A 14,899-nucleotide genomic window follows, 5' to 3' on the forward strand; every position below is an offset into this window, starting at 1 on the left:
CAGGAGTTAGCGTATTATATGGAATGAATTCCCACAATGTGATTATTCAAGGCGCCACACCTTTAAATCGTTCACGCGCAAATGGCTCTGCGTCGTGCGAAGCCCGAACAGCCCGCGCGTATAGGGCCGGGAGTCGTCGAGCGCGAACAGCGTGCGGCCGTCGCGGATCAGAGCGATTCGACCGCCATCGGCGATCAGCCGAATCCGCATCGGCCGGTTGGGGACGAGCAGGTCGCCGGGTGCCGACAGGTCGTGCTGCGGCAATAGCGGCCGCACGCCGGGCTTGCCGACATAGCGGCGAAAGCGGCTGCTCGTGTTCCGGTTGCCGCCGATCCCGGCATAATAGGTTGCCAGCGTGTCATAATCGGCAAAGGCGCCGCTGCGCTCGCGCACCGTCGTGCTGCCCTCCGCCGCGACCGGCTCATGCGCCATCCAGAAACAATTGACGTCGCTCACCGCATCATTGGCGCCGCCGGCTGCGACCGCGGTCACCCGATAGTCGATCGCGACCGGCCCGCTCAGCACCGGCCGGAACCACAGCGTCACCCCGCCCGGCGTATCGATGTCGAGCGTGCCCGCCTCCGCCGCGATTCGCGCCGGCCGTTCCATCTCGACGCGCCACTGCGACAGGCCGTGGCGGAAATCATCGGCGTGGAGCAGGCGCGGCGCTCGCGCCCATGTCGCGCCGGGCAGCGCGATCGTGGCAAGGCTCCCCGCCAGCAATGTCCGCCGGTCGAACCGGGGCACCGCCGCGCTCACGCCGCGGTGCCGCCCACCGTCAGCCCTTCCACCAGCAAGCTCGGCTGGCCGACGCCGGCGGGAACCGACTGGCCGCCCTTGCCGCACATGCCGATGCCCTCGTCGAGCGCGAAGTCGTTGCCGATGCCGGTCACCTTGTTGAGCACGGTCGGCCCGTCGCCGATCAGCGTCGCGCCCTTGATCGGTGCGCCCAGCCTGCCATTCTCGATCAGGTACGCCTCGGTGCACGAGAAGACGAACTTGCCCGAGACGATGTCGACCTGGCCGCCGCCGAAGCTCTTGGCATAGATGCCCTTCTTCACGCGCGACAGGAGTTCGGCGGGATCGTCCTTGCCGCCGCGCATGAAGGTGTTGGTCATCCGCGGCATCGGCGCGTGCTGGAACGATTCGCGACGGCCATTGCCGGTCGGCTCGACGCCCATCAGCCGCGCGTTCAAGCGGTCCTGCATATAGCCCTTGAGGATGCCGTCCTCGATCAGCACCGTCTCACGCGTCGGCGTGCCCTCGTCGTCGATCAAGAGCGAGCCGCGCCGGTCGAGGATCGAACCGTCGTCGACCACGGTCACACCCGGCGCTGCGACGCGCTCGCCGATGCGACCCGAAAAGGCGCTGGTACCCTTGCGGTTGAAATCGCCCTCTAGGCCATGGCCCACCGCCTCGTGCAGCAGCACGCCGGGCCAGCCGGGCCCGCACAGCACGGTCATGTCGCCCGCCGGTGCCGCGACGGCATCGAGATTGACCAGCGCCTGCGCCAGCGCCTCGTCGATCGCGCGGTTCCACGTTTCGGGCTGGAACAGCCGGTCATAGACGGTGCGCCCGCCGGTGCCGAAGCTGCCCGTTTCGCGCCGGCCATTCTGCTCGACCACGATCGAGACGTTGAGCCGCACCAGCGGCCGCACATCGGTGGCGACGAAGCCGTCCGCGCGCACGACCTCGACCACGCTCCACTGGCCGGTGAGGCTGACCGACACCTGCTTGACCCGCGGATCGCGCGCGCGGGCGGCGGCGTCGATCGTCTGGCACAGGTTCACCTTGTCGGCGAAGGGCACCAGGTCGAGCGGATCGGCATCGGTGTAAAGATGGCGGTTGTTGCCCTGCGGCGGGGGCGCTTTGCCCTGTTTCGCCGGATCGATCAGCGCCATCGTCTCGGCGGCGCGGCGGATTGCGGCGGCGCTGATCTCGTTGGAATGGGCAAAGGCGGTCGTCTCGCCCGAAACCGCGCGCAGGCCGAAGCCCGACTGGGTATCGAACGACGCGGTCTTCAGCCGCCCGTCGTCAAAGCCGAATGCCTCGGTCTTGCGATATTGCAGATAGAGCTCGCCATCCTCGGCGTTCGCCAGCGCATCGGCAGTGACGCGCACGGCGGCATCGGGATCGAACCCCTCACGATAGAGGAAGGCGCGGGGATCGGAGGGATAGGTCATTCCTTATACGTAGGAAGCTCACCACTCGAGGTAAACCGCCAGGCGCCGGGAAGATGTCGGGCACACGTCGTCTCGGTGTCGGGTCGCTGACGTGGTACGATCGCCTCAGCACGCCAATCAGGTAATGGTGATTCGAGGTGCAGGCATGTTGATCCAGAAGTTGCGGCTTCGCCACGGCTGGTCGCAGGAAGAACTCGCCACGCTAAGCGGTGTGAGCGCCAGGACCATTCAACGGCTGGAGGCGGGCGGCACGCCAAGCACCGAATCGCTCAAGGCGATCGCCGCGGTTTTCGCGGTGGATTGGTCCGACCTGAAGGAGCCGACCATTCCCCAACTTCCTTGCATTCCGTTGCGTCTGATGAGGCGCTCGCACTGGCGCATGTGCGCAATCTCAAGCGATTCTATCTGCATCTCGTGCAGTATGTCGTCGTGATGGGCGTGCTGGCCGCGATCAACCTCGCGTTCACGCCGGTCTATTTCTGGTTTCTGTGGCCGCTGGGCTTTTGGGGCCTTGGACTTATCGTTCACGGGATGACCGTGTTCGACAAGGTGCCTTTCCTCAACGGAGCTTGGGAGCGCCGTCAGGTTGAACGAAGGCTCGGGCGCCCCCTGACGCGAAACTGACGTCGGTGGCCCGCGCCAGCTAGATGCTGGTGTTAGATGCTGGCGCCTGCCGGGTGATCGGGCAGCTGGCTCTGGTCGGCACCGTCGGCGGGGCCGCCGATCAGCACGAAGCGGCGATCGCAATAGCCGCAATCGACATAGCCCGATTCGTCGATCTGCAGGAACACGCGCGGATGGCCCAGCGCGGCGGGCAGGCCGGGGCCCGTGCCGTCACAGGCGACACGAGCTTGGGTGGTGCGGATCACTTCGGGCGGCGCAATCATGGAACAAGCCCCTAGCAAAGCGCGCGGGGGCTCGCAATCGGCTGCGCGCGCTTCTATGCGAACGGCATGACTCAGGCAGCGATCCGCATCGATACCCTGTGCAAGACCTATCAGGGCGGCAAGCGCGCACTCGACGGTGTAACCTTCGATGTGCCGCGCGGGGCGATCTTCGGGCTGCTCGGCCCCAATGGGGCGGGCAAGTCGACGCTGATCAATATCCTTGCCGGGCTGGTGAACAAGACGAGCGGCAGCGCGACGATCTGGGGCTTCGACATCGACGCCAATCCGCGCAACGCCAAGGCGAGCATCGGCATCGTCAATCAGGAGATCGTGTTCGACCCCTTTTTCACGCCGAAGGAGACGCTGGAGATCCAGGCCGGGCTGTTCGGGGTGCGCAAGGAGCAGTTCGACGCGATGGCGCTGCTCCGCGCGGTGCATCTGGAAGACAAGGCCAACGCCTATTCGCGCACGCTCTCGGGCGGCATGAAGCGGCGGCTGATGGTCGCCAAGGCGATGGTTCATTCGCCGCCGATCATCGTGCTCGACGAGCCGACCGCGGGTGTCGACGTGGAACTGCGCCAGCAGCTCTGGGCCTATGTGAAGCAGCTCAACCAGCGCGGCGTGACGGTGGTGCTGACGACGCACTATCTCGAAGAGGCCGAGGAGCTGTGCGACCGCATCGCCATCATCAACCACGGCCAGCTGATCGCCAACAAGCCCACGCGCGAACTCGTCGGCATGGCGCAGGAAAAGGTGGTCGAGGTGACCGTGGACCGCGACATCGCGGCGGCGCCGGACAATGCCTGCTTCCAGAAGGTGGAACTGAAGGGCGAGCGCGTGCTGGTGATCACCTACCGCAAGGACCAGGCCAATGCTGGCGAAGTGCTGGGCGCGGTGCAGGCGGCGGGGCTGGGGATCGTCGATGTGTCGACGCGCGAGGCGGACCTTGAGGATGTATTCCTGAACCTGACGCGGGCGGCGTAGGAACCTCAATCCACCGGAGGCGATATCGGTGGGTCGCTTGCTTTGAAGCGGATGTCTGCCCCCTTCGCTGAGGGCAACTGCTTGAAGATACGTGCTTTGGAAGCATAGGCAACGGACAGTTTGCCGGGCGCTGACCAAACGACGCTAGTCCAAATCGCGCCACCGCCTCCATCCAATGCGGCTCCGTGATCGCTGTCGGCGACGAACACCTCTGTCGCGGCTGCCTGAGGTTCCGTGGCACGACCAACGCTGATCACGGTCACGAAATCAGATGTTGCGCCACAATTCCGAACAGACGTGACCGCAACCCTGTCGCCTCCAAGATCCCGAGCAACGTGCAACCTCTCCAACGAGCACAGCGTATCCGTGCCGCACCCGCTAAGAAGCGGCATCGAGAAGCAGCAAAGAACGAGACGCTTCATCATCGGGCGCTATCGATGTGAGATGCGATCGTGCCCTCGCCAATGAAGCGTCCGTCCCAAAGATAGAAGCGCTCCGCTTGTCTGAAGACGGGTAGCGCGCTTTCCGGCGTCAGAAAGACGAATCCGAGGCGCCGTCGCTCGCCGGGGTGCAGGGGTTGGTCCCGAAGGAGGAGAAGGGCATCCCAACCGGAATACGGTAGGTCTCTGCTAGTCATCAGGATGCAGCCGAAGCCGGGGAGGGCGGGCCCAGCTCTCCCGCCATCGGCGGTTTCATAGAGCCAGACGTCCGCCACGAGTTGCGGCTCGGCGTCCCGCTGAACGTCGAGCCTGCTCACCGGCGATGCGAAGCGAAGAATGTCCACATCGCCTCGTTGTCCGCCACCCAGACATGGCCAGCGCCGCGCTTCACCCGTCCAGCCACGTTCGCGCCGCCCGAGCAGCGGCTGAAGCGCTCCTCCGTCACCTCCACCGAAACCTCGCGCTTCACCGGTCCCGCGCGGCACCCGTTCAGGTCCGCCCAGCGAGCCAGCGCGGTGTGCATCGTGTACTGCCAGTATCCCGCGCCGCCGCCCTGCACTGGGTTGGTGGTGTCGGCATCGCCCGCGAAGGCCAGCACCGGCATCGGGCGGGAGGGCGCGCAGGTCGCCGGATCGGGGATGCGCGGCGTTTCCTTCAGCGGGTTGCCCGCGCGCAGCCCCACCACCGGCGCGATCGCCGCGAAGCGGTCCGCCGCGACGCAGCCGAGCCATGACGTCATCCGCCCGCCGCCCGAATAGCCGGTGGCATAGACCCGCGCCCGGTCGACACAGCCCTTCGCGGCCAGCTGGTCGATCGCCGCCTTCACGAAGGCGACGTCGTCGGCATCGTCCGGCCCCGGGATCTTGCCCGAAACCGTCGGCACGCCGGGGATGTTCCACACAAAGCCGCCGCCCTCGGCAATCCCGCCATCGGGTGCGGCGAGCAGAAAGCCGTGGCGGTCCGATGTCGCCTCGAGCTTCGATTGCGCCAGGATCGCCCGCGCATTGCCGGTGCTGCCGTGAAACACGAACACCAGCGGCAGCCGCGCCGCCGCGCCGCCGCGGGGCACATGCACCAGCATCGATCGCCCGGTCCCCTCGATCGCCACTGCCACCGTGGTGCCCGGCGCGCCGATCGTGCAGCGCGCCGCATGGGCGGTGCCGCTGCAAATCAGCGCGATCGTCGCGATCAGCCAGCGCCAGGTCATCCGTTTCTCCTCATCCGTTCGGGGCGTTGTCGTCGCCTGAGCCCCCGCTCGTCAACGCCCGGGGATTGCGAAACGCCGCGCGGACGCGCTTAAAGCGCGGCAAAGGAGTGCATCTTGCCCGACACCGATCATCGCAGCGACATCCTCGTCATCGGCTCCGGCGCTGCGGGACTGACCGCCGCGTTGAACCTTGCCGATCGCTTCAAGGTGACGGTGCTGGCCAAGGGCGGCTTTGCCGAGGGCTCGACCGCCTGGGCGCAGGGCGGCATCGCGGCGGTGCTGGAGGCAGGCGACACCTTCGAAAGCCATATCGAAGACACGATGGTCGCCGGCGCCGGGCTCAACGACCGCGCGACCGTCGAAATGGTGGTCGAGAACGCGCCCGCCGCAATCGAACGGCTGGTGAAGCTCGGTGTGCCGTTCAACACCGAGGGCAATGCGCTGCACCTCACCCGTGAGGGCGGCCACAGCCACCGGCGTATCGCGCATGTCGACGATGCGACGGGGCTTGCGGTGCAGACCGCGTTGCTCCGCGCGGCACAGGCGCATCCGAACATCACGCTGGTGCCCGACATGGTGGTGATCGATCTCGCCACCAGCCGGCACGAGATCCGCTATTCGGGCGCGGGCAATGTCTGGGGCGTCTATGCCTTCAACCGCGGCACCAACCGCGTCGAGCTGTTCACGGCGCGGGCGACCGTGCTGGCGACCGGCGGGGCGGGGCGCACTTACCTGTTCTCCACCGCGCCGCGCGGCGCGACCGGGGACGGCATCGCGATGGCCTGGCGCGCGGGCTGCCGCATCTCGAACATGGAGATGATGCAGTTCCACCCGACCTGCCTCTACAATCTCGACGTCAAGAATTTCCTGATTACCGAGGCGGTGCGCGGCGAGGGCGGGCATCTGCTGCTGCCCCCCGACGCCGGGGAGGAGGCGGGCCACCGCTTCATGCCCGATTTCGATTCGCGGCTCGAACTGGCGCCGCGCGACATCGTGGCGCGGGCGATCGACCATGAGATCAAGCGGCTCGGGCTCGATTATGTCCATCTCGACATCAGCCATATGGGGCCGGACTTCGTGCGGCACCATTTCCCGACCATCTACCACCGGCTGCTCGATCTCGACATCGACATGACGAAGGCGCCGATCCCGGTCGTGCCCGCGCAGCATTACACCTGTGGCGGGGTGGTGATCGATCGCGACGGGCGCACCGACCTGCCCGGCCTCTATGCCGCGGGCGAGGTGAGCCAGTCCGGCCTGCACGGCGCCAATCGCCTGGCCTCCAACTCGCTGCTCGAATGTTTCGTGTTCGGCGAGGCGGCGGCGAATCACATCGCCGCCAACTGGGGCGATCTCGCCCCGCCGCCGGCGATCCGCGCCTGGGACGAAAGCCGCGTCACCGATTCGGACGAAGAAGTCGTCATCAAGCAGAACTGGACCGAGATTCGCCGGTTCATGTGGAACTATGTCGGCATCGTCCGCACCACCAAGCGGCTGGAGCGCGCCGCGCACCGCATCAAGCTGCTGCGCGAGGAAGTCGCCGACTATTACGGCCATTTCCGCGTCACGCCCGATCTGATCGAATTGCGCAATCTGCTCGAAAGCGCCGATCTGATCGTCCGTTCGGCGCTCCATCGCAAGGAAAGCCGTGGTCTTCACTATACGCTCGACTATCCCGACACGCTGGAAACCGCCGAAGACACGATCCTGGTGCCGTAACGGTTTGGCGCCGGTTCCGCCCTCGCGCACCTTTCATCGCTGCGCTGAGTCGGCTCGTCGCATCGGGAGAATCCCGCGCTTTGTCTCCGGCCGCGCCCGCCGCATGATGGTGAAAGGGGCAAAGGGCTTGGTTTCGTGCGCAGATTTCGCTTTTCCAGGGTCGAACGGGCATTGACGGTTGCGGGGCTGGGCCCTGCGCTGCTGCTCGGTTGCGCCGTTCATGAGCGGATGAGCTTTGCCAGCTTCCTGCCCGTGCCCGCCGGTTCGGCGCTGATGGCGATTCCGCCCGCCCAGGCGGCGCCCCGTCCCGAAGTGCCCGCGCCCGCCGAGCTGGTGTTGACGCTCGCGCAGCTCACCCGCAATTTCGATGGCGTCGCCGGGGTGGCGGTGACCAGCATCGATCGCGGCTGGACCGCCGCCGCCAATGGCGCGCGTAAGCTACCGCAACAGAGCGTCAGCAAGATGTGGGTGGCGATGACCGTGCTCGATCAGGTCGATCAGGGCCGCATCCGGCTCGACGATCCGCTGACGATCACCCGCGCCGATTTCACGTTGTTCCACCAGCCGGTCGCCGCGCTGGTCAAGGGCGATCAGGGCTATCAGAGCACCGTCGGCGAAATCATGCGCCGCGCGCTGACGATGAGCGACAATACCTGCAACGACAAGCTGCTGCGCCTTGTCGGCGGTCCGCCGGCGGTCCGCTCGTTCATTGCCCGCAACGCGCTCGGCTCGATCCGATTCGGCCCGGGCGAAAAGCTGTTGCAGATGGGCACGGCCGGGCTGCCCGCGTGGAAGCCCGAATATTCGATGGGCAACAGCTTCGCCGTCGCCCGTGCGAAGCTGCCGCGCGCCACCCGCGTCGCCGCGTTCGATTCCTATGTCGCCGATCCGCCCGATGGCGCGGCGCCGCTCGCCATCGCCGGCGCGCTCGCCCGGCTCAAGCGCGGCGAGCTGCTCTCGCCGGCGTCGACCGCGTGGCTGATCGCGACGATGCAAAGCTCGCACACCGGCAAATACCGGCTGCGCGGCGCGGTGCCGCCGGGCTGGACGTTCGGGCACAAGACCGGCACCGGCCAGGATCTGTTCGGCCGCACCGCCGGCTATAATGACGTCGGCATCCTCACCGCGCCCGATGGCCGGTCCTATGCGCTGGCGGTGATGATCGGCGATACGCCGCGCCCGATCAACGAGCGCCAGCTGCTGATGCACGCCGTGGTCCGCGCGATCGTGGCGCAGCACGCCGCGGGCGTCTGATCGCCCGCCTGTTCGCGGCGGGATGACGGGCGCCTCGCGCGCTGCTATCTCCCACGCGCATGCCCCACCTCTATCTCGTCGACGGCTCCAGCTACATCTTCCGCGCCTATCATCGGTTGCCGCCGCTGACGAACCAGCATGGCGAGCCGGTGGGGGCGGTCTATGGCTACACCACCATGTTGTGGAAGCTGGCCGATACGCTGCACAAGGCCGATGGCCCGACGCACATGGCGGTAATTCTCGACAAGTCCGAGCACACCTTCCGCAACGATCTGTACGATCAGTACAAGGCGCATCGTCCGCCCGCGCCCGAGGACCTCGTCCCCCAGTTCCCGATGATCCGCGACGCCACCCGCGCCTTCAGCCTGCCGTGTATCGAGGAGCTGGGCTGGGAGGCCGACGACCTGATCGCCAGTTATACCAAGGCGGCGCTGGCGCAGGGCTGGCAGGTGACGATCGTCAGCTCCGACAAGGATCTGATGCAGCTGATGACCGATCCGTCGGTCGACATGCTCGATACGATGAACAACAAGCGGATGGGGCCGGACGATACCCGCGAGAAGTTCGGGGTCGGCCCCGAGAAGCTCGGCGAAGTGCTCGCGCTGATGGGCGACAGCGTCGACAACGTGCCCGGCGTGCCCGGCATCGGACCCAAGACCGCGGCCAAGCTGATCCTCGAGCATGGCGACCTCGAATCGGTGCTCGCCGCCGCGCCCGGCATGAAGAAGGGCAAGCTGCGCGACAATCTGATCGAGCATGCCGAAATGGCGCGGCTCAGCCATCAGCTCGTCACGCTCGCCTGTGATGTGCCGCTGCCCGAGCCGCTCGAGGCGCTCGAGCTTCAGGGCATCCCCGAAGCGCCGCTCCGCGCCTTCCTCGAACATCACGGTTTCAAGACGCTGTTGTCGCGCCTCTCCTCGGTCGCCGATGCGCCGGTGGAGGCGCACGAAGCACCCGGCGTCGAGCAGGACCCGCCCTGCAATCACGACGGCTATGAAACCGTCACCGATCTCGATGCGCTCGATCGCTGGATCACCGTGTCCCGCCACCAGGGCTGGGTGGCGATCGACACCGAAACCACCGGGCTCGATGCGACCCAGGCCGATCTGGTCGGGGTCAGCATGGCGCTGGCGCCCAACCTCGCCTGCTATATCCCGCTCGGCCATGGCGGGACGGACATGTTCGCCGAGAAGCCGGTGCAGCTCGATCGTGACGAAGCGCTCGCCCGATTGAAGCCGCTGCTCGAAGACCCGGCCGTCCTCAAGATCGGCCATAACCTGAAATACGACATGATCGTGCTTGGCCGCGCCGGCATCCGCGTCGTGCCCTATGACGACACGATCGTGATGAGCTTCGATCTCGATGCCGGCCTGCACGGCCATGGGATGGACGAGCTTGCCGCCACACACCTGTCGCACAGCTGCATCGCGTACAAGGACGTGGTCGGCACGGGCAAGAGCCAGCTCAATTTCGCCCAGGTCGATCTCAAGGCCGCGACGCGCTACGCCGCCGAGGATGCCGATGTCACGCTGCGGCTGTGGCGCCGCCTCAAGCCGCGCCTTGCCTATGAAAGCGTGACGCGCGTCTACGAAAATGTCGATCGCCCGCTGCTGGCGGTGCTGGCCGAAATGGAAAGCACCGGCATCAAGGTCGATGCCGGCGTGCTGTCCAGGCTTTCCGCCGATTTCGCACAGCAGATCGCGTCGCTGGAGGAAGAGATCCACGCGATCGCCGGGTTCAAGTTCACCATCGGCAGCCCCAAGCAATTGGGCGACGTGCTGTTCGACAAGATGGGAATCAAGGGCGGCCGCAAGGGCAAGTCCGGCGTCTATTCCACCGACGTCAACGAGCTCGAGCGCATCGCCGCCGACAAGGATTCGCCCGGCCGCGAGATGGTGCTCAAGGTGCTCGACTGGCGCCAGCTCTCCAAGCTCAAGTCGACCTATACGGATGCGTTGCAGGCGCAGATCAACCCGCATACCGGCCGGGTGCACACCAGCTACAGCCTCACCGGCGCACAGACCGGGCGGCTGTCCTCGACCGACCCGAACCTGCAGAACATCCCGATCCGCACCGAGATCGGCCGCCAGATCCGCGACGCCTTTGTGGCGGAGCCGGGCAACGTCATCCTCTCGGCCGATTATTCGCAGATCGAGCTGCGCCTCGCCGCGCATATCGCCGACGTGCCGGCGCTGCGCACCGCGTTCGAGAATGGCGACGACATTCACAGCATGACTGCGATGGAGCTGTTCGGCGAAGTCAATCGCGACACGCGCGGCCGCGCCAAGACGATCAACTTCGCGATCCTCTACGGCATCTCGCGCTGGGGCCTGGCCGGCCGGCTCGACGTCACGCCGGATGAGGCGCAGGCGATGATCAACCGCTATTTCGAGCGTTTCCCCGGCATCAACCGCTACATCGCCGATACGCTGGGCGAGGCGAAGGAGCGGGGCTATACGACCACGCTGTTCGGCCGGAAGACGCACTTCCCGCGCCTCAAGGCCTCCAGCCCCAATGAGCGGGCGGGCAGCGAGCGCGCGGCGATCAACGCGCCGATCCAGGGCACCAGCGCCGACATCATCAAGCGCGCGATGGCGCGAATGGTCCCGGCGCTGCGCGAGGCGGGGCTGGATCAGGTCCGCATGCTGCTCCAGGTGCACGACGAACTGGTGTTCGAATTGCCCGAAGGCGATGTCGAGGCGGCCAAGCCGATCATCGAACGGGTGATGGCGACGGCCGCCGAACCTGCGGTCAAGCTCACCGTGCCGCTGGGCGTGGAGATCGGCGTCGGCCCCAGCTGGGGCGCCGCGCATTGAGCCAGGGGCAGGCGTCGCAAGACATCAACGCGCTCGCCAAGGGCGGTCGCACCAACATGCTCGGCTTCATTATCCGGCTGATTGCGCGGCTCCCGTTCCTGTTCATCGCCGGCCGCGCCTATGGGCCGGAGGTCGTCGGGCGCTACGCGATCGCGGTGCTGGTGATCGAATTCGTCGCGCTGATCGCCACGCTCGGTCTCAAGCGCGGGCTGGCGCAGGCGCTGTCGAGCACTGATCGTCCGCACACCCATGTTGTGTGGGATGCGATGGTCGTGGCGTTCGTGGCGGCGCTGATCGCTGGTGGCGTGCTGATCCTGTTCCCGCAGGCGCTGTTTCCCAACAGCCCGGTGATGGGCCTCGAACGCTTCCTGCCGTTCGTCGTCATCGCCACCGCGCTGTCGGACGTGTCGCTTTCCGCGCTCGCCTATCGCCACAATATCGGCGCCTCGGTCACGGCGCGCGCGATCGTCGAACCCTGGACGATCAGCATCGCCGCCTGGGCCTTTTCCTACGTCTCGACGCGCGACGGCCTGTTGTTCGCCTATGTTCTGTCGATGATCGCCGCGCTGGTCGCGTCGCTGGTGCCGTTCGTTCGCGAATATGGCCTGCCGCATGGCTGGCGGCCGCGGCTCGCCGAAATCTGGGCGCTGGCACAACGCAATGCGCCGCTGGCCGGGGCGGACGCGATCGAATGGGCGACGCGCAACGTCGATCGATTCATCCTCGGCCTGCTGTTCGCGCCTTCGGTGGTCGGCATCTATTACATGGCGCAGCAGGTCGCCTCGGTGCCGCAGCGGCTCAAGTCCAGCTTCGATCCGATCCTCGGGCCGGTCGTGACGCAGAGCCTCGCCGCCGGCGATCGGCCGGCAGTCGCCCGCCAGGTGCGGCAGGTCGGCTTCTGGATCCTGTGCGCGCAGGCGGGCCTTGCCGTCGTGTTCTCGGTCCCGGCGGAAGGCGTGATGGGCCTGCTCGGCCGCGAATTCGTGATCGGCGCCGGCGCGCTGTGCATCCTGCTGTTCGCCGAGGTGTTCGCCTCGCCCGGGGCGGTGTGCGAAACTGCGCTGGTCTATATCGCCCGCCACACCAATCTGATGATCTCGGTCTGCGTGCTGATGCTCCAGATCAGCCTCAGCTTCGCGCTGATCTTCGTCGCGCGCGGCCAGGGATGGTCGGTGCCGATCCAGTCGGCCGCGCCGGCGGTGGCGCTGGCGATTTCGCTGACGATCGGCTCGGCAGCGAAGGGCCTGCTGCTCCAGGCCAAGCTCGGCGCGCCGGTGGTGAGCATCCGGCCCAGCTTCTTCGCGGCGATTGCCGTTGCCGCGCTCGTCGGCGCCGCCTTCATGTCGCTGCCGCACCGTTATGAATGGGCGGAGATGACCTTCGGCATGCCGGCGATGCTGGGGACGTTTCTCTATGTCATCATCCGCTTCGGCTTCGGTCCCGAGGATCGCTCGCTGTTCCGCAAGATGCCCCGCGCGGAGGTGATCGCCGGCGAGGCGGCGTGACCCGTTCTTCACACCGCTAGACCCGGTTAGGCGGGCGGCTTCCCCAAACCCATCGTCGTTCCCGCAACGGAAACCCCGCCGCCGCGCCGGCGCCAATCTTGACGCCGGCGCATATGTTCGCTATATGTTCCTGTTGCTCTTTGAACTTTTCAGTTCATTCCCGACGACGATCGCTGTGCCGCGCGGCGCCGCCGGTCGCCGCTGAACGTACGCGACAAAACGCGCACGAGTGTGAACTTTGGCAACTTACGGGTCGCGACGCGCCCCCATCGGAGGCGCGACGCGCGCGTCTCAATGCCGGAAGTGGCGCATCCCCGTGAACACCATCGCCAGCCCGGCCTCGTCGGCCGCCGCGATGACCTCGTCGTCGCGGATCGAGCCGCCCGGCTGGATCACCGCAGTCGCACCCGCTTCCACCGCTGCCAGCAGGCCGTCGGCGAAGGGGAAGAAGGCGTCCGACGCCACGGCCGAGCCGATCGTGCGCGGGGTCGCCCAGCCGGCCTTGTCGGCTGCATCCTTGGCCTTCCACGCGGCGATGCGGGCGCTTTCCAGGCGATTCATCTGGCCGGCGCCGACGCCCGCCGTGCTGCCGTCCTTGGCATAGACGATCGCGTTCGACTTGACGTGCTTGGCCACCGTCCAGGCGAACAGGCAGTCGGCAAGCTCCTGCTCGGTCGGCTGGCGCTTGGTGACGACCTTGAGCTGGTCGCGCGTGACGATGCCGTTGTCGCGGCCCTGGACCAGCCATCCGCCGGCGATCGACTTGGCGAACAGGCCAGCCCGCGCCGGATCGGGCAGTTCGCCGGTGAGCAGCAGGCGGAGATTCTTCTTCGCCGCGAACAGCGCCAGCGCTTCCTCGTCGGCGTCGGGCGCCACCACCACTTCGGTGAAGATGCCGGTGATCTGCTCGGCGGTTGCGCGGTCGAGCGGACGATTGACCGCGATGATGCCGCCGAACGCCGAGACGGTGTCGCAGGCGAACGCCGCCGCATAGGCCTCGGCGAGGGTCGCGCCGCTCGCCACGCCGCACGGATTGGCGTGCTTGACGATCACTGCGGTCGGCGGGCCGTCGCGGAATTCGCTGACCAGCTCGAGCGCCGCATCGGCGTCGTTGTAATTGTTGTAGCTCAGCTCCTTGCCCTGTACCTGACGCGCCTGGCCGATGCCGCGCGCCGCCGGGCCGGTCGCGGCATAGAAGGCCGCCTGCTGGTGCGGGTTCTCGCCATAGCGCAGCGCCTGGCCGCGGCTGAGCGAGATATTGAGCGTTTCGGGAAAGGCCTCGCCCTGGTCGGCAAAGGCGAACCAGCTGGAGATCATCGCGTCATAGGCGGCGGTGGCGGCATAGGCCTTGGCGGCGAACTTGCGGCGCTGGTCGAGCGTGGTCGTGCCGCCCATCACCAGCGCATAATCGGCCGGATCGGTGACGATCGCCACTGATTCATGGTTCTTCGCCGCCGAGCGCACCATCGACGGGCCGCCAATGTCGATATTCTCGATGATCTCATCGCGGTCGGCGCCCTTGGCGACGGTCTGGGCAAAGGGGTAGAGGTTGACGACCACGAGGTCGATCGGCGCGATTTCGTGCTCGGCCATCGAGGCCTGATGCTCGGGATTGTTGCGCACCGAGAGCAGGCCGCCATGCACCTTGGGGTGCAGCGTCTTCACCCGCCCGTCCATCATCTCCGGGAAACCGGTAAGGTCCGAGATGTCGCGGACCTCCAGACCTGCGTTGCGGAGGGCGGTGGCGGTGCCGCCGGTCGAGACGAGCTCGATGCCCTGGGCAGCCAGAGCCTGGCCGAGTTCGACGATCCCGGTCTTGTCGGAGACCGAGAGGAGCGCGCGGGTGATCTTGATGTCCATGGCCCGCCCCTCTCCCGGATCGGGGCGCGCTGGGCAAGCCCTAT

12 protein-coding genes are annotated in these 14,899 nt (G+C 66.8%); 7 read left to right on the forward strand and 5 right to left on the reverse strand.

What is annotated here, in order from left to right; translation table 11 throughout:
* Window positions 1-42: 42 nt before the first annotated feature.
* Window positions 43-759 (reverse strand): DUF6250 domain-containing protein, encoded by a 717-nt coding sequence (locus tag ACX40Y_RS03725; RefSeq protein WP_459118181.1) that lies wholly within the window; start codon window positions 757-759, stop codon window positions 43-45.
* Window positions 756-2,183: a metalloprotease TldD gene (gene tldD / locus ACX40Y_RS03730; RefSeq protein WP_459118182.1), complete on the reverse strand. Its 1,428-nt coding sequence runs from the start codon at window positions 2,181-2,183 to the stop codon at window positions 756-758. The genes ACX40Y_RS03725 and tldD overlap by 4 nt, the downstream gene beginning before the upstream one ends.
* 145 nt (window positions 2,184-2,328) lie before the next feature.
* Here tldD and ACX40Y_RS03735 point away from each other — a divergent pair, with 145 nt between their 5' ends.
* A complete protein-coding gene (locus tag ACX40Y_RS03735) occupies window positions 2,329-2,616 on the forward strand; it encodes a helix-turn-helix transcriptional regulator (protein ID WP_459118183.1) in 288 nt (95 codons plus the stop codon).
* Window positions 2,565-2,807 carry a 2TM domain-containing protein gene (locus tag ACX40Y_RS03740; RefSeq protein ID WP_459118184.1) on the forward strand — a complete coding sequence of 81 codons (243 nt, stop codon included), beginning with the start codon at window positions 2,565-2,567 and terminating at the stop codon, window positions 2,805-2,807. The genes ACX40Y_RS03735 and ACX40Y_RS03740 overlap by 52 nt, the downstream gene beginning before the upstream one ends.
* 32 nt (window positions 2,808-2,839) lie before the next feature.
* Here ACX40Y_RS03740 and ACX40Y_RS03745 read toward each other — a convergent pair whose 3' ends face one another.
* A complete protein-coding gene (locus ACX40Y_RS03745) occupies window positions 2,840-3,070 on the reverse strand; it encodes a zinc-finger domain-containing protein (protein ID WP_459118185.1) in 231 nt (76 codons plus the stop codon).
* Window positions 3,071-3,136: 66 nt separating this feature from the next.
* Here ACX40Y_RS03745 and ACX40Y_RS03750 point away from each other — a divergent pair, with 66 nt between their 5' ends.
* Window positions 3,137-4,054, forward strand: a complete 918-nt coding sequence (locus tag ACX40Y_RS03750; protein WP_459118186.1) for an ABC transporter ATP-binding protein — start codon at window positions 3,137-3,139, stop codon at window positions 4,052-4,054.
* Window positions 4,055-4,807: 753 nt separating this feature from the next.
* Here the strand turns inward: ACX40Y_RS03750 and ACX40Y_RS03755 are convergent.
* Window positions 4,808-5,701, reverse strand: a complete 894-nt coding sequence (locus ACX40Y_RS03755; RefSeq protein WP_459118187.1) for a CE1 family esterase — start codon at window positions 5,699-5,701, stop codon at window positions 4,808-4,810.
* A 114-nt stretch (window positions 5,702-5,815) separates the two neighbouring features.
* Here ACX40Y_RS03755 and nadB point away from each other — a divergent pair, with 114 nt between their 5' ends.
* The 4 genes from nadB (at window position 5,816) to ACX40Y_RS03775 (ending at window position 12,995) form a co-directional block, all read left to right on the forward strand.
* Window positions 5,816-7,420, forward strand: a complete 1,605-nt coding sequence (nadB, locus tag ACX40Y_RS03760) for an L-aspartate oxidase (protein ID WP_459118188.1) — start codon at window positions 5,816-5,818, stop codon at window positions 7,418-7,420.
* 135 nt (window positions 7,421-7,555) lie between these two features.
* A complete protein-coding gene (locus tag ACX40Y_RS03765) occupies window positions 7,556-8,674 on the forward strand; it encodes a serine hydrolase (protein ID WP_459118189.1) in 1,119 nt (372 codons plus the stop codon).
* A gap of 59 nt (window positions 8,675-8,733) precedes the next feature.
* Window positions 8,734-11,490, forward strand: coding sequence for a DNA polymerase I (gene polA / locus ACX40Y_RS03770; protein ID WP_459118190.1), 2,757 nt, complete (start codon window positions 8,734-8,736; stop codon window positions 11,488-11,490).
* Window positions 11,487-12,995 (forward strand): lipopolysaccharide biosynthesis protein, encoded by a 1,509-nt coding sequence (locus tag ACX40Y_RS03775; RefSeq protein WP_459118191.1) that lies wholly within the window; start codon window positions 11,487-11,489, stop codon window positions 12,993-12,995. The genes polA and ACX40Y_RS03775 overlap by 4 nt, the downstream gene beginning before the upstream one ends.
* Window positions 12,996-13,286: 291 nt before the next feature.
* On the opposite strand, the gene purH is transcribed toward ACX40Y_RS03775, so the two are convergent.
* Complete coding sequence (purH, locus tag ACX40Y_RS03780) at window positions 13,287-14,855, reverse strand: bifunctional phosphoribosylaminoimidazolecarboxamide formyltransferase/IMP cyclohydrolase (protein WP_459118192.1); 1,569 nt, start codon at window positions 14,853-14,855, stop codon at window positions 13,287-13,289.
* Window positions 14,856-14,899 lie beyond the last annotated feature (44 nt).

The sequence above is a fragment of the Sphingomonas sp. RS6 genome (genome assembly GCF_054489705.1).

Excerpts from the sequence above, each read along its gene's own strand:
- tldD (WP_459118182.1), bottom strand. The coding sequence starts at position 2,183 with ATGACCTATCCCTCCGATCCCCGCGCCTTCCTCTATCGTGAGGGGTTC.
- ACX40Y_RS03735 (WP_459118183.1), top strand. The coding sequence starts at position 2,329 with ATGTTGATCCAGAAGTTGCGGCTTCGCCACGGCTGGTCGCAGGAAGAA.
- ACX40Y_RS03745 (WP_459118185.1), bottom strand. The coding sequence starts at position 3,070 with ATGATTGCGCCGCCCGAAGTGATCCGCACCACCCAAGCTCGTGTCGCC.
- ACX40Y_RS03750 (WP_459118186.1), top strand. The coding sequence starts at position 3,137 with ATGACTCAGGCAGCGATCCGCATCGATACCCTGTGCAAGACCTATCAG.
- ACX40Y_RS03755 (WP_459118187.1), bottom strand. The coding sequence starts at position 5,701 with ATGACCTGGCGCTGGCTGATCGCGACGATCGCGCTGATTTGCAGCGGC.
- polA (WP_459118190.1), top strand. The coding sequence starts at position 8,734 with ATGCCCCACCTCTATCTCGTCGACGGCTCCAGCTACATCTTCCGCGCC.
- purH (WP_459118192.1), bottom strand. The coding sequence starts at position 14,855 with ATGGACATCAAGATCACCCGCGCGCTCCTCTCGGTCTCCGACAAGACC.